We start from the raw sequence: 16,696 nt of genomic DNA on the forward strand, positions 1-16,696 counted from the left end.
CCAAAATGCTATCGCATTTCCTTCGTGCGTGGGCAGATTCAAGGATGTAAATTCAGTATCCTGCGGGAATAGAGGGAAGCGGGAGACCCCGCAGGCGGTAACGCCGAGGAGGCTCCCGTCCCCTCCCCGCGGAAGCAAGTGCCCGCAGCGGAAATCAACGGGCAAACTTTTAAAGCTAAAAAACAGCAATATATGCGAAAACAGCCTAATTAAATATTTACCAAAAAGAAAGGCGGTAATACAATGAGGACTTGGCGAGTTGGTACTTTTTCTATGGGGGCTTCGCTCCTTTTACTCGGCATTTTTCTTCTAATGTCTCAGATTTTCGGTTTGAAACTTACACATGTGATGATGTCCTGGTGGCCAGTTATACTGGTCGTGCTTGGGATCGAGATACTAGTTTTCCTTTTCCTTTCACGACAGGAGAAGCCATTTTTAAAATATGATTTTTTAAGTATATTCTTTGTCGGGGTATTAGGGACAGTTGGTATCGGATTTGCGATCTTGAGCTCGACTGGTATTTTGGAAAAAATGGATGATGTTTTACAGAGAGAAGAACGAACGCTGGACTTGCCAGCTTTTGAACATAAAATAAATAATGAAGTGAAAAGGGTGGTCGTTCATACGGGCCGGTACCCACTAACTGTTGAAGGGACAACTGGCAAAGATGTTTCGATGTTTGGAACATACAGGGCCCTAACCGGGAAAAATGAAAAGTTGATTTCGAAAACAGATGATTATGTATCCGTCCAGGCGAAAGGGGATACGATTTATGTCAGCGTAAAGGATTTGCCAAGGGAATCTGTCGGCCCATTTGACCGATATGCGACTATGTCCGCAACGATTCTCATACCAAACGATGTAAAGCTTGAAGTGATCGGGAATGATTATCCAATTACTGTTAAGCCACGTACGCTGATGAGTGATTGGGCAGTTGATAATGCTGCTTCAATTTCTGTTCATATTCAGAACTCAAGTGATGTATTAGTTACGGCAACCGATGTCCAGGAGATTCAAGGAGCCCATGGAAAGTGGAATATGACTAATGAACAAAAGTCTGATGCTGAAATAGAGGAGCCTGTTATAAAGCACGCTACTTTCCAAACAGGGAAGGGCAGTCATCAACTTCAACTTATGAACAGCTACCAAGTGAGTTTAAATACAATTGATTAATTAGAAATAATGGGGTCTCCTAACCGTTTTTTTTTGATGCTTATTTGATTGAATTCGATAGTTTAAGAGATACCCGGAGGATTTTCTGGGTATTTTTTTCGATGACTAGCATCTATTTAAAAGGAAGAAATACAGAGTATTTTCATGTCTGTTATGGGCATAATTCATTTGTGGCATAGAAGAGTGGGTATAAATTGATATGTGGGTTTCTTTTCGTTATGATGTTTAAAGATGGATAGAAAAAAGGGCTACCGAACATTAAGATTAATATTAGGATGATGGGCAATGAAAAGGGCAAGAATTATTTATAATCCAACTTCCGGCCGGGAGATATTTAAGAAGCATTTGGCTGAAGTGCTGCAGAAGCTGGAAAGAGCTGGCTATGAGACATCTTGTCATGCAACAACAAGCGCGGGAGATGCGACAAAGGCGGCACGTATCGCTGTTGAACGTCGCTATGATTTAGTTGTGGCTGCGGGTGGAGATGGAACGATTAATGAGGTCGTAAATGGGCTGGCAGAGCAGGAGTTTCGTCCTAAGCTCGGAATCATTCCTGTTGGAACGACAAACGACTTCGCAAGGGCTCTCCAAATTCCACGGGATATTGAAGCAGCAGCAGATATTATTGTTAGAGGGGATACAATCCCCGTTGATATTGGACGGATCAATGATAAATATTTTATTAATATCGCAGGTGGGGGCAGGCTGACGGAGCTGACATATGAAGTGCCAAGTAAGCTAAAAACAATGATCGGCCAGCTTGCTTATTATTTAAAGGGAATCGAGATGCTTCCGTCCATTCGCTCAACGGATGTTAGTATCGAATATGATGGAAAGCTTTTTGAGGGAGAGGCTATGCTTTTTCTCGTTGGCTTAACGAACTCTGTCGGAGGATTCGAAAAACTGGCTCCGGATTCATCGATTAATGATGGGTTGTTTTCGCTGCTAATATTAAAGAAAACAAATCTTGCAGATTTTATCCGCATAGCGACACTGGCTGTTCGCGGAGAACATATCAATGACCCGCATGTTATTTATACACAGGCAAATCGGATTAAAGTAAAATCGAGTGAAAAATTACAGCTTAATCTTGACGGCGAATTCGGTGGGTTGCTGCCAGCTGAATTTGTCAACCTATACCGCCACCTTGAAGTATACGTACCAATTGACCAAATTCGTGAAGAGGATCGGCCTGCGGATTGGGAAAGCTCAAATATCCGAGAAGAAGTTCGTTCCGAGTAGGAGCGGACTTTTTTTATTGGCTGTTTTCGCAAACTTTGTTACTTATATATTTGTTTAAATCATTTTAAAAAGGTGCTTTAAGTCCTCAAAAGTAGTTCATGGTGCCCGTAAACACTCGGCAAAAGGAAAACCGGCCCTTAAGAAGAGCCATGGGATCGAAATTGCTTCACGCAACTACATGATTACTTTACAAAGTGCAAAATTTGATTTTTCCAGTGTGGCAGATTGAGACGATTTCGTAATCTGACTTGTTTTGTGTTACAATTTTGCTTGTCAAAGAGGTCACGGAATATACAAGCAAAGGAAGAAAATAATGAGTAAAACGTTACCAGTTCAGAAAAATGATTATATAGATGTTGTCTTTGAGGATTTAACCCATGACGGGGCAGGAGTAGCTAAGGTCGACGGCTATCCGTTATTCGTGCCGAATGGACTCCCGGGAGAAAAGGCAAAAATTAAAGTGACAAAGGCAAATAAGGGGTACGGATTTGGGCGGCTCGTCGAAATGTATGAAAAAAGCCCATATCGGGTAGAGGCTCCATGCCCAATTTATAAGGAGTGCGGAGGTTGCCAACTTCAGCATTTAAGCTATGAGGGGCAGCTGAAAGCAAAAGAAAAACAAGTGAGGGATGTATTAACTCGCATTGGCAAGCTCGAAAATGTAAAGGTCCATCCCGTTCTTGGCATGAAAGATCCTTGGCGGTACCGCAATAAAGCACAGGTGCCTGTCGGTGAACAAGAGGGCGGATTGATCGGAGGATTTTACCAGCAGCGGACCCATTCAATCATCAACATGAAAGAATGCATTATTCAGCAGGAGAAAAATGATGAAGTTGTTCAGATTGTTATTGAAATCTGCAGCAAGTACGGCATCCGTGCCTATGATGAGGGAAGGAATAAAGGGGATCTTCGCCACATTATGGCCCGCCATGGACTTGTTACAGGTGAAGTCATGGTTGTTCTTATCACGAGAAAAAATGATTTTCCTCATAAAAATAAGATCATAGAAGAAATCACTTCTCGTATTCCAGGGATCCAGTCAATCGTTCAAAACATTAATCCGAAGAAAACAAACGTTATTTTCGGTGATGAGACAAGAGTTCTCTGGGGAGAAGAAGTCATTTATGATTTCATTGGCGATATTAAATTCGCTATCTCTGCACGGTCCTTTTATCAGGTTAATCCGGAGCAGACAAAGGTACTCTACGATAAGGCATTAGAATATGCAGATTTAAGCGGAAAAGAAAAAGTAATTGATGCTTATTGTGGAATTGGGACAATCTCTTTATTCCTCGCTCAAAAGGCGAAAAAGGTTTTTGGCGTGGAAATTGTTCCGGAAGCGATTGAAGATGCGAAGCGTAATGCAGAGCTTAACGGAATTTCTAATGCAGAGTTTGCTGTTGGGGAAGCGGAAGTGGTTATTCCTAAATGGTATGACGAAGGTAATACTGCCGATGTATTAGTTGTGGATCCGCCTCGAAAAGGATGCGATGAGGCGCTGCTTCAAACGATCATAGCAATGAAACCGAAAAAAGTGGTTTATGTTTCGTGTAATCCTGGAACACTGGCGAGGGACTTGCGCATCCTGGAAGATGGCGGGTATGAGACTGTTGAAGTTCAGCCGGTTGACATGTTCCCGCAAACAATGCATGTAGAAGCGGTCACGAAACTAGAGTTAAAACTTTAAAGCCAAAATAAGCCCTTGTGCCACATAGCAATCCCATAGCACAATCAAAACAAAGTTCTGATATGCCTGTGGATAACGTGTGGATAAAGGTGTGAATAAAAGGCAGGAAAGAAAGGGTGGGAACAAGAATCCCATCCTTTTTTGATTGGATAAAGGTGAGAAGAAGAAGTATGAAAAGAAAAGACCTTGACCTATCAATGTTTGAACAAAAAGTATGAGGGGCTCTACGAACCCCAAAAGCATGATAAAAGAGCGAGAAAAAGGTGAGAAGAACATCGGGAAAATGAGTGATTTGTGCAGAACTTTATTTTAAAACAAGAAAAACGTAAACAAAAAGCGTGGAAAAAGGCGTGAAATGCGGGTAAAACGTGATCAATAATGTGTGAAAATGAGGGGAAGGTGTGGGGAGTTTATTTCAAATGGACAAAAAGGTAACTATCCCTTTGGGACCATTTCAATATAATAGGGAATTTGAGAAGTGTAATAGAATAGAGACTAACTGGGGCAATGAGCCTGTCTCCCCGTCCCTTCGGGGCGTGCCAGTCACCGCCCCGAGTTTTCCTGTCATGAAGCCTATTTAAGTATCTCGTTATTTTTTCTTGTTCTTACTAAAAAATAGGCATTAATCCAGGAAGCGATTGGAATAATCAAAGCTATACCAATTCCGGCACAAAATATTGTGATCATCTCAGCACTAAATACTTTTGAATTTGCGATTTGTCCAACAGAATAAAATAAATCTTTAAACCATAAAAGCAATGCCATATAGCCTCCGAAGAAGGCGAAAAATAAAGTATTCGTCATACTTCCTAATATATCCCTTCCGATATTTAATCCCAATAGGAATAACTCTTTCCTGCTAATGAATGGATGATGATTAAATATTTCACGCATTGGAGAGGTAATGGAAATGGCAACATCTGTAATGGCTCCGATTGTACTCATAATAATCACAGAAGCTCCAATTTTAACAAAATCGACCCCAATATAAAGGGAGAACATGCTAAGCTCATCTATTTCCTCTTCACCAAATCCCTGAATCATCGTATTTTCTGTCACAATGTTAATAAAAGCAAGTAAAATAACAATCGTGATAATGGTAGAAATAAAGGCTGTTGTTGTTTTGCTGTTCACTTCATTAATATAAAATAAATTAATGCAACTAATCACTGTACATCCAATCAATGTTAAGATGATCGGATTCGCCTTTGGACTTGCCATAAAGAGTATGATCAGAAGGAGGACGCCAAAGTTTAAGAATAAAGAAATAAACGATCGTACTCCTATTTTTCCACCAATAAGTACCATCAATATAAATAAAATGGCTGCCAAACATACTAATACATTCATAATCTTGTCCTCTTTCGATTAACGAAAAAAATTGAAGTATATAGACCTACGGGAATCGTTAATACGATTCCAATCCCGCCGGCTAGGGCTCGAGCCAGTTCTAATGAAAGGTTCATGGAAAGGGAAAATCCCAATGGAGAAGCATTTTTCAAATACAGAATAAGCATTGGAATGGAACCACTTATGTAGGCAAAAAACAAAATACTTGTCATGGTTCCCATAATATCTTTTCCAATATCCATTCCTGATATTTTAAGTGCTTTTACTGATATGTTGTTATCTTTTTCATATAAAGCAAAAATAGAAGAAGACATTGTAATCGCAACATCCATTACGGCACCTAAAGATCCGACGAATAACCCTGCCATGAACACCATTTTATAAGGACGAGTCAGAAATTGCATCTCTTCATATCGAAGTCCGTTCTCGGAAGTTAACGACATAACAAGATAGGTAATGAACAGCGAAATAAAAGTTCCTAGCAGAGTTGCAACAATCGCTGCATATGTTTTTTCGTTAAAACCGTTAACGAGTAATAAAGAAATGACAGTAAATAAAATAACACTGATCCCACAAATCAATAGCAAGCTTATGGATGGATTTTTCACATACACATCCAATGCATATGATAACAAAATGGCATTGATTGCCAAGCTAATAATAGAAAACAGCCCATGCTTTTTTCCAACAATAAGTAAAATAATGATAAAAATCCATGCGATGACTAAAATGTATTTATCACGTTTTACGTCTTTGATCGTTCCGGTTAAATCTGTATTTTCTTTTATGTTCTTATCAATCAAAACAAATATTTCATTTCCGACATGGTATTCTTGATCATAAGCTCCAGACGTTGAATACTCATTCATTAAATGGATAAGTTGTCCTTTTTTATCTCCATTTTTTAATTGGGCTATTATATGCTGAGTGAATAGATGATCTTCATTATTATACATATCAGTCACTTCAGAAGTATCTTCCAGATTCGTTTGGATGACTTCAGCTATTGGATGGTGATAGAACGAATAATTGTGATTAACAAACACAAGTGAAGAGACAAAACAAAGTGCTAGTATGGTGTAAAAAAAAGTTTGTTTGTAAGTCATTTTTTTAAATTTGTTTACGATAACATTCAAAAAAAAACCTCCAACCATCGGGATGGAATCCAGTGAATAAAATTTGAACATATTTGCTTTAATTATCAACTTTTCATATGTAATTATTTTCGAAAAAGTGCCTAGATCTGGGCAACAGCATCTCTCGTACAAGAGTTTACCTAACGATGATCAGTGAACATTGGACTTAGAGTAGCAATAATATTTTTAACGGTCAAGAGAATCTCTCTTCGTTCATCGACGTTCCTCTTCAGCCGTAGAGTCAGTATTGACGGTTATCCGCCATTTTCATTCTCTGTAGTGAAGCGCTGATTTTTGCGCTTCATGATTTGCGTAGTTCTATGAAGGAATGCAGATAACCTTAGCTAAGGTGCCTAACCTCCAGTACGGTAATGTTTTAATACACTAGAGGTCAGGCACCTTTTTCAAGTATCCTTGTTCCAAGGAATTAAAATTCTTTTATAATAGTAATGGCTGACATTGAAATTACAAACAAATATCTTATTTTCTCTTTATTTATTTGAATATTTAATTAATTGGCAATAATTTTAATTAAAATAATAGTATTGTAATATATTTAAAAAGTCATTATAATACAATTTGTAGTGAAGACAAATGTCTTTTTAGCGTGGAATATTAAGGGGATATTCATCAATAAAAAAATGATTCATCCTAAACGCAATCTAATTTGTAATAACCTCTATTAGATGAACTTTTGGATAACCCTCCAGGACTTAAATTGATGTCTATCAATAAGAAGTCACCTACTTTTCGATCGAAACTATTTTTTAAAAGACACTTACATCGATTACAATTGAACAACTCGATATTAACAATATCGCAAATTTAACTATGGGGGAATATCTATGAAAAGTTTATGGAAAAAGTGGAGCCGATTGAGCATAGTAAAACAAATCATTGTCGGTTTGATCATTGGTATTATTCTGGCTTTAACCATTCCAGAAGTAGCTAAACCAATTGTCATTTTTGGCTCTTTATTTGTAGGTGCTTTGAAAGCTATAGCACCTGTGTTGGTACTCTTTTTGGTTATGTCAGCTATTGCCGGGCACAAAAGTGGTCAGCAAACGAACATGAAATCCGTTATCATTCTTTATCTTTTAGGAACCTTTTTAGCTGGCTTAATTGCTGTTATTGTTAGTTTTATTTTTCCTGTAGGCTTAACGCTTGTAAAGGGTGCTGAAGATGTGACACCTCCTAGCGGTGTTGTTGAGGTTCTTAAAACATTGCTGCTGAATGTTGTTGATAACCCAGTTAAGGCAATTTTTAATGCGAATTATATTGGTATTTTAGCTTGGGCAGTTCTCCTTGGTTTGGCTTTAAAAAATGCTGCCGATTCGACAAAAACAATGATTTCTAATTTTTCTGATGCTGTTTCCAAAATGGTTACATGGGTTATTAAGTTGGCACCATTAGGAATTATGGGTCTAGTATTTGAGGCAATTACTACAAATGGATTGGATGCTTTACTGAGCTATGGGAAATTACTTGCCTTATTAATTGGTTGTATGCTCTTCGTGGCGTTGGTTGTCAATCCAATCATTGTGTTTGTGGTTATAAAGCAAAACCCATTCCCGCTTGTTTTTAAGTGCTTAAAGGAAAGCGGTATTACAGCATTCTTTACACGCAGTTCAGCAGCAAACATTCCTGTAAATATGAGATTATGTGAAAATCTTGGTTTGAATAAGGATAGTTATTCCGTATCGATTCCTTTAGGTGCTACGATCAATATGGCTGGTGCTGCTGTTACGATTTCTGTTTTGACCCTAGCGGCGGTTCATACACTTGGGATTCAAGTCGATATTCCTACAGCCATTATCCTAAGTGTCGTGTCAGCTATCTGTGCTTGTGGTGCTTCAGGAGTTGCAGGCGGATCTTTATTACTGATTCCTCTAGCGTGCAGCTTATTTGGAATCCCAGCAGATGTGGCTATGCAGGTAGTCGGAGTAGGCTTTATCATCGGTGTTGTACAAGACTCTGTTGAAACAGCTATTAATTCATCTACAGATGTTATCTTCACAGCAGCTGCTGAATATAAAGAGTGGCGTAAAGAAGGAAAAGCAATAGATATCAACAAAATAGCATAAAATTATGTGATTGAACTGTATCCCAATTGTTAGTATCGGCTAAACATTGGGATGCAACCATGGAGGCAGTATCTTATCGTAAGGATCATTATTTTATTGAACTTGATAACCAAGATTAAGTATTGCCATAGTTATTGATCAGAGCTGTCCTTAAGGCAGCTTTTTTTGTATTTGTAGCTGAACAACGACTTGGTTTGCTGCAAACGAGTAGAGAAGCCTTCGATATGTTGCATTCAAATTCGATAAAGACATAGCAAAAGGACTTAAAGCTATGGTTGGCTTTAAGTCCTTTTGCTGTTCATGATTACCAAACAATAAATATTGATATTTAAAAAAAGATCGTTGATTTGTATCAGGGTGATTTTACTAATTATGCGAAACAAATTTTAAGTTTTGGCTGTTTTCGTAAACTTTGTTGCTTTTTTAGTATAATTTTATATTAACAACTGAGTTGATTGGAGCGGAGGGCACTTGACTCCTGCGGGAATAGAGGGAACGGGAGACCCCAGCAGGCGGTAACGCCAGGAGGCTCCCGTCCCTCCCCGCGGAAAGCAAGTGCCCGCAGCGGAAATCAACGGGCAAATTTTGAAGGATAAAAACAACAATATATGTGAAAAGAGCCTAAGTTTTTAAATGCAAGCTATTACATCACTGTAAATGGCAAAGAGCCAAAAAACTCATCCAGTTCCCAATCAGTCATATTGACATCTGAGATGAGTTTTATTGGTGTAAGGAATCGTTTATCAAAGTCATGGAAATACAGAAGTTTCTTTTTTTAATTGATTTTTGCAATAATCCCTTCTTCATCATCCAGCACTAGGTTGATTCCAGCATAAGGGTCTGTATTCAAAAATTCATCAAGCCATAAACGAAGAGCTTCAATTAAGTTTGCAGTAATCAGAACCTGCTTCCTGCCATCTACAAAAGCTTCGGCAGAAAATCCATAATCATCATCATACATGAGTTCAACTTCAACCTCTTCAGGCTTTACCTGTTTTTTACGAGAAATATAAACGCAAAGAGCATTAATAATATCTTGCTCAGAAATGATTAGCCTCTCCATGGATTAGGATCCTCTTTTTTCTTATTATCCTTGAAAATGGCAAAGATTTTGCGAATGGCAGAAATCAAAACGACAATCGCTAGAACATTGATGAGTAAGCCTAGAATAGAGCCTAATGCGCCCATGTTTGCAAAGAGTCCCCCAAATAGCATTCCAGCAAGTCCACCTAACATAAGACCTTTCATTAAACCACCTGACATCAAGCCGCCTTTTGTGTTTGCAGTGGGTGCTGATTTATTGGTAGTTGATGTTGATTTATTTGTTGTTGTAGGTTCTGATTTTTTATTTTGGAAATTGGAATTGTTGTTTGTCTTATTGTTATTGATGTTAAAACTTTTCTTACCTGACTTGTAACCTTTTGCTTCTACAGTTGATGAATGATCTTGGAAAACAAAATTCCCAACAGGCGAAAATATAAGCGCTGTTGTAAGTAAAGCTGCTAAAATCTTTCTCATTAAATTTTCCCTCCATGTATTTAAGTAGGCTACTATTATTAGTTATTCCAACTTGATCCTACTATACTATAATAACAAATTTCACAGCATCTTCCACTTTATATAGTAGTTACGTTGGAAAACTAAATAAGTTTCACTTTTTTCTTATTCTAGTTAGTGGGGGGAGCTCATTTTCTGAATCAACCCATATAGTTTGTGTTTATCTAAACTCTTCAAGATAATCCAGTTTTAAAAAAAATGCTAATAATTACTCCCCTTATCCTTTTCAGTTGTCACTGTTTCATGAACATTTTGTGACTAATTTATATGGTGATTCTTGAACACTTTGTGAAATATATCTCATATTATTGTTTTTAGCATTTGATGATAATAAGATAATTTGTAAGTTGTGACATTAATCACAAAGCGAACCTTTACATTAAGCTAATAAGCTTTTAGATCAATAGAAAGGGGTACCTTCAATGAAAAGGAAATGGGCTTTTTTATCTTTGGTTATCACTATTATCACAATGCTAACAGGTTGTGAATCATCATTAATGGTTTTGGATCCTAAAGGACCTCAAGCCGAAACGACAGCCAATGTCATTTGGATATCGATTGCGACGATGGCAATCATTGTGGTTGCGGTTTTCGCCCTATTAATATTTGTTGTACTGAAATACCGTGCATCGAAACAAAGTGCGGATTATGAACCTCCGCATATTGAAGGGAATCATATTATTGAAGCAATCTGTGTAGGGATTCCTGTTATCATCATTATTTTCCTCTCGATCCTTACGGTTAAATCCACATATGAAGTTGAGGCAACACCAAAAGGGTATGAAGATCAGAAACCATTAGTTGTCTATGCTTCTACATCAGATTGGAAATGGCATTTCAGCTATCCAGAAGAAGGAATTGAAACAGTTAACTACTTATATATCCCAACCGATCGGGCGTTGGAATTTAAGCTTTACTCATTTGGCCCAATTACTGCCTTTTGGATTCCACAGCTTGGCGGTCAAAAATATGCCATGTCCGACATGGTCACAACGTTACACTTAGCAGCTAATGTTCCAGGTGAATACATGGGACGAAACTCAAACTTTAGTGGAAAAGGGTTCGCCGAAAATACATTCCATGTGGAAGCCATGCCTGAAGAAGAGTTTGATAAGTGGGCAAAAGAAGTAAAAGAAACGGCTGAGCCGTTAACAGAAGAAAAATTCAATGAGTTATTAAAGCCAGGCCATCTTGGTCAGTTAACATTTAGCAATACTCATCTAGATTTTAGACCTGCTCCAGAACATAATCATGGATCACATGCTTCACATGAAGGTCAAAAAGATGTCCAAATGCATGAAAAGGAAAATTCTCAGGACGAATCGCATGCAGAACACAACCATCATTAATAGACTTAATGATTTATATCAACTTATTTAGTTTTAAAAGCAATATTTCTTGAAAGGAGTTAAAAAAGTATGGCTTTCTTTGATCGATTTGCCATTCCTCATCCAAGTCCAGCGATTTATGCATCAATGGTAGCGATTGGTCTTACTGTTATCGCGATTCTCGCCGGATTAACATATTTTAAAAAATGGGGCTATTTATGGCGTGAATGGTTGACAACAGTTGACCATAAGAAGATCGGTATTATGTATTTAATCTCTGCACTCCTCATGCTTTTCCGTGGTGGGGTAGATGCGATTATGATGAGAGCACAAACAGCTGTACCTGATAATGCGCTACTGGATGCTCAGCATTATAATGAAGTATTCACTACCCATGGGGTGGTAATGATTATTTTTATGGCGATGCCATTTATTTATGCTTTAATGAACGTCGTTGTTCCTTTACAGATCGGTGCTCGTGACGTTGCGTTTCCACGCTTAAATGCACTGAGCTTCTGGTTATACTTCATGGGTGCAATGTTATTCAATATTTCATTCGTTATTGGAGGATCACCAGATGCTGGTTGGACTTCTTATTTCCCACTAGCAGGCAATGACTTCAGTCAATCTGTAGGAACGAATTATTATATGATTTCGATTCAGATTGCAGGGATTGGTACATTAATTTCTGGTATCAACTTTATTACGACGATCCTAAAAATGAGAGCTCCGGGCATGAAGTTAATGAAAATGCCAATGTTCACTTGGACAGCTTTTATTACGAACGTTATTGTTGTATTCGCATTCCCAGTATTAACAGTTGCTCTATTACTTGGAACAATGGACCGCCTGTTTGGCGCAAACTTCTTCACGATGTCAAACGGTGGTATGGATATGCTTTGGGCTAACCTATTCTGGGTTTGGGGACATCCAGAAGTATATATCCTAGTATTACCTGCATTCGGAGTTTATAGTGAGGTTATCTCCACTTTTGCACGACGTAACTTATATGGCTATAAATCGATGGTTGCTTCTATCGTAATCATCTCGTTTTTGTCCTTCTTAGTTTGGATGCATCACTTCTTTACAATGGGGCAAGGACCACTTTCGAATAGTATTTTCTCAATCACGACAATGGCGATTGCGATCCCGACTGGAATTAAGATTTTTAACTGGCTGTTAACGATGTATAAAGGGAAAATTAAGTTTACCGTTCCGATGCTTTATTCTGTAGGATTTATTCCGATCTTTACAATTGGCGGGGTAACTGGGGTAATGTTAGGAATGGCAAGTGCCGACTATCAGTACCATAATACAATGTTCTTAGTTGCTCACTTCCACTATACAATTATTCCGGGTGTCGTATTTGCGATGCTTGCCGGTCTTACTTACTGGTGGCCAAAAATGTTTGGCTTTATGCTAAGTGAAAAAATTGGTAAATGGGCATTCTGGTTTATCGCTATTAGCTTTAACGTGACATTCTTCCCGATGTTCTTCACTGGATTAGATGGGCAAGCTCGCCGTATGTACACATACTCTGCAGAAACTGGCTTTGGACCGCTAAACTTATTATCATTTGCTGGAGCAATTGGGCTTGCTATCGGCTTTGCGTTAATTGTATATAACGTTTACTACAGCACACGCTATGCTTCAAGAAATATTAGTGCAGATCCTTGGGATGCAAGAACACTTGAATGGGCTACACATACTCCGATTCCGGCTTATAACTTTGCTGTAACACCGCAAGTGGATTCAATCGAAGCATTCTGGGATTATAAGAAAAAAGGAATACCAATTTTTAATGATAAAATTGAAAAAATTCATATGCCAAATAGCAGTGGCGTTCCGTTTATTATGAGCAGTATTTTCTTCGTATGGGGCTTTTGCTTTGTATTTAGCATTTGGATTCCATTAATTATTACAACAATTGGTATATTTGCTTGTATGGCTTATAATTCATTTAAGAAAGATGACGGCTTTTATATTTCCGTTAAAGAAGTTGAAGACACAGAAAAAAAATTGCGAGGTGCTAGCTAATGAAAATAGATCACTCGCTTCCACTTGAATATAGTACAGATCAAAATCAAATGAATATTTTAGGCTTCTGGATTTTCCTTGGAGCTGAAATTATGCTCTTTGCCACGCTTTTTGCAACTTATTTCACATTAGTAGATCGGACAGGAAGTGGACCATCTGGAGCTGAGATTTTTGAAATCACACCAGTGCTTATTGAAACGTTCGTACTTTTAACAAGTAGTTTCACGATTGGTCTTGGTGTTCATGCGATGCGTATTGGCCATAAAAAAGCAATGATGAGCTTTTTTGCGGTCACACTCCTTCTAGGTCTCACTTTCTTAGGTGTTGAAATTTATGAGTTCATTCACTATGTTCACATTGGGGCAGGGTTGCAAACGAGTGCATTTACTGCCAGCCTTTTAACAACGCTTGGAACACATGGAGCACACGTGACGCTTGGTTTATTCTGGGGATTATTTATTATCCTGCAAGTAAAAAAAGATGGGTTAACTCCTAGAACAACTAATAAAGCGTTCATCTTTTCCCTTTACTGGCATTTTTTAGACGTTGTTTGGATTTTCATCTTCAGCTTCGTCTACCTGAAAGGATTGATGTAAACATGAGCGAATTATTTCCGCGTAAACAAGTAGTAGGCTTTGTCTTTTCATTGATCCTGACTGTTGTTGCTCTTGCTGTTTACTTCTTTGATCTATCGTTTGCTGTAGGCATGACGATTCTATTAGCCACAGCATTTGTTCAAGCAGCTGTGCAGCTTATTGTATTTATGCACGCTGGTGAAACGGGTGACAAAGGTTCGATCTACACAAATATTGTTTATGCATTTGCCATTGCCTTAGCTACTATTTTCGGTACTCTACTAATTATGATTTGGGATATGGCATAATGATTTACAGGAGCGCCTTTTACGGCGCTCCTATTATTTTTTACATTAATGTTTAAGATTGATAGAATTGTACTTAAATTTGAATTCCCCTTGGCAAACTACCCCTAGATTTACCAGAGCTCTTCAATTTCCCTAAAAAACTTTGACGCCTTTATCTGTTTTTTCATTCATCTCTTCCGTAACAACGAAGAATACCCCAATAAGAAAGATAAAGATAGCCCCCATAATTGTACCAATACCAATGCCTGTCACTGCGCTGTAATCGCTTCCAAAGAAACCATAAAAGAAAATAGCAATTCCGATTGTAAGTACTGTGCAACCAACAGACCTAGCGGCATTTAATATTTTCAACTTAGATTCCATTTTATTCATCCCCTTTTTATTTATTATTCATTTTGTTCACAAAGTTGTCAAATGTTTTTAACAAATTTCTTTTGAGCAATCATTTATTAAAGGAATGTTTGTACTCTTTTTTTGTTTGATTCCTTTGATGCTAGTTTCCGGCTCATTAGCGAAAAAATAAGCCGAGGGACAGGCATTTTTTTTCACGTTTTGCTTACGATAGGAATTGACTATATTAAGAAGATTCGTAAAGTAAATTTTACTGAAAAAGCTATGCTATAATTATAAAAAAAGCTGTTTTTGCATATTTTGTTGTTTTAGCCTTGAAAGTTTGCCCGTTGATTTCCGCTGCGGGCACTTGCTTTCCGCGGGGAGGGACGGGAGCCTCCTCGGCGTTACCGCCTGTGGGGTCTCCCGTTCCCTCTATCTCCCGCTGGAGTCAAGTGCCCTCCGCTCCAATCAACTCAGATTATAAAAGCAACAAACTTTAAGAAAACAGCCTAAAAAAACCAACTATAAGGAGTAATCGCTATGTTGAAAGATCTTTTTATTGCCCTATCCCAAAATCAATATCTTAATAGTGCAGCTAAAAAGTACGGGTTAAAATTGGGAGCGCAAAATGTCGTAGCGGGAACAAATATAGAAGAAACGATCAAAAGTATTAAAGAGCTTAATGCCCATGGGATCGCTTGTACAGTCGATAACCTAGGCGAGTTCGTTTATAAAAAGGAAGAGGCAATAGAAGCGAAAGAACAAATCCTTAAAGTAATAGAATCTATTCATGAGAATCAAGTAGATGCTCATATTTCTTTAAAACCCACTCAATTGGGGCTGGATATTGATTATACTTTTTGTTTGAACAACTTAAAAGAAATCGTGGATAAAGCGAATGAGTATAATATATTTGTCAATTTTGATATGGAAGACTATGGCCATCTGGATCCTTCATTTACGATTCTGGACGAGCTTTCCGAGGAATATGAAAATGTGGGGACAGTGATCCAGGCTTATTTCCACCGGGCAGTAGATGATATCCAAAAGTACAAAAATTACCGTTTACGGATTGTAAAAGGTGCATATAAAGAGCCGGAAGAACTGGCCTACCAAGATAAGAAGGATATCGACGCAAACTTTGTTAAATTGATCGAATGGCATCTGTTAAACGGTAAATTTACATCGATTGCGACTCATGATCATCATGTTATCAACCATGTGAAGGAATTTGTTAAAAAGAACAACATTCCAAATGATAAATTCGAGTTTCAAATGCTTTACGGCTTCAGGAAAGACCTTCAGCTAAAACTGGCAAGCGAAGGCTATAATTTCTGTACTTATGTGCCCTTTGGCAAAGACTGGTATGGATACTTCATGCGACGTCTTGCAGAAAGACCACAAAACTTAAATCTTGTTGTCAAACAAGTATTTAACAAAAAAACGAACACTGTGATTGGTGTGGCAGCTGGTGCATTCTTATTAGGAAGAATGTCTAAGAAAAATAAAAATAAATAATCAACCCATTTATTTTGGGATTTTGGGGTCAGTCCCACTTTGCCCTATAGCGACGAAAGACTAACCCCCGTTGCAAAATTCATAAAGTATTGGCTCCTCCTTCGCCATATACCATGATAGCCACTCGCGCTATCCAACCTATTTTAATAGTAACTATATTATATTAATAACTAGGACAATCTATATTAAGAATTGTTAAAGAATGTAAGGGTTAGTCCTTCACTGTATAAAAGCGGTGGGGGACTGACCCTTTTTATTTTGGCTGTTTTATAAAGGATTGTTGTTTTTAAATGGGTTTTATATGACGTTGATTGGAGCGGAAGGTGCGAGACTCCTGCGGGAGTAGCGGGACAGGTGAGACCCCACAG

14 protein-coding genes are annotated in these 16,696 nt (G+C 38.1%); 9 read left to right on the top strand and 5 right to left on the bottom strand.

All coding sequences use genetic code 11. The features are described from left to right. The first annotated feature begins 243 nt into the window (after nucleotides 1-243). The 3 genes from BGM26_RS15270 (at nucleotide 244) to rlmD (ending at nucleotide 4,102) form a co-directional block, all read left to right on the top strand. Nucleotides 244-1,173, top strand: a complete 930-nt coding sequence (locus BGM26_RS15270) for a hypothetical protein (RefSeq protein ID WP_217040836.1) — start codon at nucleotides 244-246, stop codon at nucleotides 1,171-1,173. Between the two features lie 285 nt (nucleotides 1,174-1,458). Next, nucleotides 1,459-2,415 carry a diacylglycerol kinase gene (locus BGM26_RS15275; RefSeq protein ID WP_217040837.1) on the top strand — a complete coding sequence of 319 codons (957 nt, stop codon included), beginning with the start codon at nucleotides 1,459-1,461 and terminating at the stop codon, nucleotides 2,413-2,415. 313 nt (nucleotides 2,416-2,728) lie between these two features. Continuing rightward, on the top strand, nucleotides 2,729-4,102 hold the full coding sequence (rlmD, locus tag BGM26_RS15280; protein WP_217040838.1) for a 23S rRNA (uracil(1939)-C(5))-methyltransferase RlmD: 1,374 nt from the start codon (nucleotides 2,729-2,731) through the stop codon (nucleotides 4,100-4,102). A 573-nt stretch (nucleotides 4,103-4,675) separates the two neighbouring features. Here the strand turns inward: rlmD and BGM26_RS15285 are convergent. Together BGM26_RS15285 and BGM26_RS15290 are read right to left on the bottom strand one after the other, a co-directional pair. Then, a complete protein-coding gene (locus BGM26_RS15285; RefSeq protein ID WP_217040839.1) occupies nucleotides 4,676-5,452 on the bottom strand; it encodes a YibE/F family protein in 777 nt (258 codons plus the stop codon). Then, the gene (locus BGM26_RS15290) at nucleotides 5,449-6,558 is read right to left on the bottom strand and encodes a YibE/F family protein (protein ID WP_254119634.1); all 1,110 of its coding nucleotides are present in this window, start codon (nucleotides 6,556-6,558) and stop codon (nucleotides 5,449-5,451) included. The genes BGM26_RS15285 and BGM26_RS15290 overlap by 4 nt, the downstream gene beginning before the upstream one ends. An 875-nt stretch (nucleotides 6,559-7,433) precedes the next feature. Here BGM26_RS15290 and sstT point away from each other — a divergent pair. Next, nucleotides 7,434-8,672, top strand: coding sequence for a serine/threonine transporter SstT (gene sstT, locus BGM26_RS15295; RefSeq protein WP_217040841.1), 1,239 nt, complete (start codon nucleotides 7,434-7,436; stop codon nucleotides 8,670-8,672). Between the two features lie 775 nt (nucleotides 8,673-9,447). On the opposite strand, the gene BGM26_RS15300 is transcribed toward sstT, so the two are convergent. Both BGM26_RS15300 and BGM26_RS15305 read right to left on the bottom strand, forming a co-directional pair. After that, a complete protein-coding gene (locus BGM26_RS15300) occupies nucleotides 9,448-9,735 on the bottom strand; it encodes a YxcD family protein (RefSeq protein WP_217040842.1) in 288 nt (95 codons plus the stop codon). Further along, on the bottom strand, nucleotides 9,723-10,190 hold the full coding sequence (locus tag BGM26_RS15305; RefSeq protein WP_217040843.1) for a hypothetical protein: 468 nt from the start codon (nucleotides 10,188-10,190) through the stop codon (nucleotides 9,723-9,725). The genes BGM26_RS15300 and BGM26_RS15305 overlap by 13 nt, the downstream gene beginning before the upstream one ends. 461 nt (nucleotides 10,191-10,651) lie before the next feature. Here BGM26_RS15305 and qoxA point away from each other — a divergent pair, with 461 nt between their 5' ends. The 4 genes from qoxA (at nucleotide 10,652) to qoxD (ending at nucleotide 14,477) form a co-directional block, all read left to right on the top strand. Continuing rightward, nucleotides 10,652-11,578: a cytochrome aa3 quinol oxidase subunit II gene (qoxA, locus tag BGM26_RS15310; RefSeq protein WP_217040844.1), complete on the top strand. Its 927-nt coding sequence runs from the start codon at nucleotides 10,652-10,654 to the stop codon at nucleotides 11,576-11,578. Nucleotides 11,579-11,647: 69 nt separating this feature from the next. Continuing rightward, complete coding sequence (gene qoxB, locus BGM26_RS15315) at nucleotides 11,648-13,594, top strand: cytochrome aa3 quinol oxidase subunit I (RefSeq protein ID WP_217040845.1); 1,947 nt, start codon at nucleotides 11,648-11,650, stop codon at nucleotides 13,592-13,594. Further along, nucleotides 13,594-14,190, top strand: a complete 597-nt coding sequence (gene qoxC / locus BGM26_RS15320; RefSeq protein WP_217040846.1) for a cytochrome aa3 quinol oxidase subunit III — start codon at nucleotides 13,594-13,596, stop codon at nucleotides 14,188-14,190. The genes qoxB and qoxC overlap by 1 nt, the downstream gene beginning before the upstream one ends. Nucleotides 14,191-14,192: 2 nt before the next feature. Further along, complete coding sequence (gene qoxD, locus BGM26_RS15325) at nucleotides 14,193-14,477, top strand: cytochrome aa3 quinol oxidase subunit IV (RefSeq protein ID WP_217040847.1); 285 nt, start codon at nucleotides 14,193-14,195, stop codon at nucleotides 14,475-14,477. 132 nt (nucleotides 14,478-14,609) lie between these two features. On the opposite strand, the gene BGM26_RS15330 is transcribed toward qoxD, so the two are convergent. Further along, a complete protein-coding gene (locus BGM26_RS15330) occupies nucleotides 14,610-14,840 on the bottom strand; it encodes a hypothetical protein (RefSeq protein ID WP_217040848.1) in 231 nt (76 codons plus the stop codon). A 510-nt stretch (nucleotides 14,841-15,350) separates the two neighbouring features. Between BGM26_RS15330 and BGM26_RS15335 the strand changes: the two genes are divergently transcribed. Continuing rightward, nucleotides 15,351-16,328 carry a proline dehydrogenase family protein gene (locus BGM26_RS15335; protein WP_217040849.1) on the top strand — a complete coding sequence of 326 codons (978 nt, stop codon included), beginning with the start codon at nucleotides 15,351-15,353 and terminating at the stop codon, nucleotides 16,326-16,328. Nucleotides 16,329-16,696: the final 368 nt, after the last annotated feature.

Source organism: Bacillus sp. FJAT-29790 (assembly GCF_019039215.1).
Taxonomy (GTDB): domain Bacteria; phylum Bacillota; class Bacilli; order Bacillales; family Cytobacillaceae; genus Cytobacillus.

What these genes read in the sequence shown, in the direction of transcription:
- BGM26_RS15270 (WP_217040836.1), top strand. Translation starts at nt 244, where the DNA reads ATGAGGACTTGGCGAGTTGGTACTTTTTCTATGGGGGCTTCGCTCCTT.
- BGM26_RS15275 (WP_217040837.1), top strand. Translation starts at nt 1,459, where the DNA reads ATGAAAAGGGCAAGAATTATTTATAATCCAACTTCCGGCCGGGAGATA.
- rlmD (WP_217040838.1), top strand. Translation starts at nt 2,729, where the DNA reads ATGAGTAAAACGTTACCAGTTCAGAAAAATGATTATATAGATGTTGTC.
- BGM26_RS15285 (WP_217040839.1), bottom strand. Translation starts at nt 5,452, where the DNA reads ATGAATGTATTAGTATGTTTGGCAGCCATTTTATTTATATTGATGGTA.
- BGM26_RS15290 (WP_254119634.1), bottom strand. Translation starts at nt 6,558, where the DNA reads ATGACTTACAAACAAACTTTTTTTTACACCATACTAGCACTTTGTTTT.
- sstT (WP_217040841.1), top strand. Translation starts at nt 7,434, where the DNA reads ATGAAAAGTTTATGGAAAAAGTGGAGCCGATTGAGCATAGTAAAACAA.
- BGM26_RS15300 (WP_217040842.1), bottom strand. Translation starts at nt 9,735, where the DNA reads ATGGAGAGGCTAATCATTTCTGAGCAAGATATTATTAATGCTCTTTGC.
- BGM26_RS15305 (WP_217040843.1), bottom strand. Translation starts at nt 10,190, where the DNA reads ATGAGAAAGATTTTAGCAGCTTTACTTACAACAGCGCTTATATTTTCG.
- qoxA (WP_217040844.1), top strand. Translation starts at nt 10,652, where the DNA reads ATGAAAAGGAAATGGGCTTTTTTATCTTTGGTTATCACTATTATCACA.
- qoxB (WP_217040845.1), top strand. Translation starts at nt 11,648, where the DNA reads ATGGCTTTCTTTGATCGATTTGCCATTCCTCATCCAAGTCCAGCGATT.
- qoxC (WP_217040846.1), top strand. Translation starts at nt 13,594, where the DNA reads ATGAAAATAGATCACTCGCTTCCACTTGAATATAGTACAGATCAAAAT.
- qoxD (WP_217040847.1), top strand. Translation starts at nt 14,193, where the DNA reads ATGAGCGAATTATTTCCGCGTAAACAAGTAGTAGGCTTTGTCTTTTCA.
- BGM26_RS15330 (WP_217040848.1), bottom strand. Translation starts at nt 14,840, where the DNA reads ATGGAATCTAAGTTGAAAATATTAAATGCCGCTAGGTCTGTTGGTTGC.
- BGM26_RS15335 (WP_217040849.1), top strand. Translation starts at nt 15,351, where the DNA reads ATGTTGAAAGATCTTTTTATTGCCCTATCCCAAAATCAATATCTTAAT.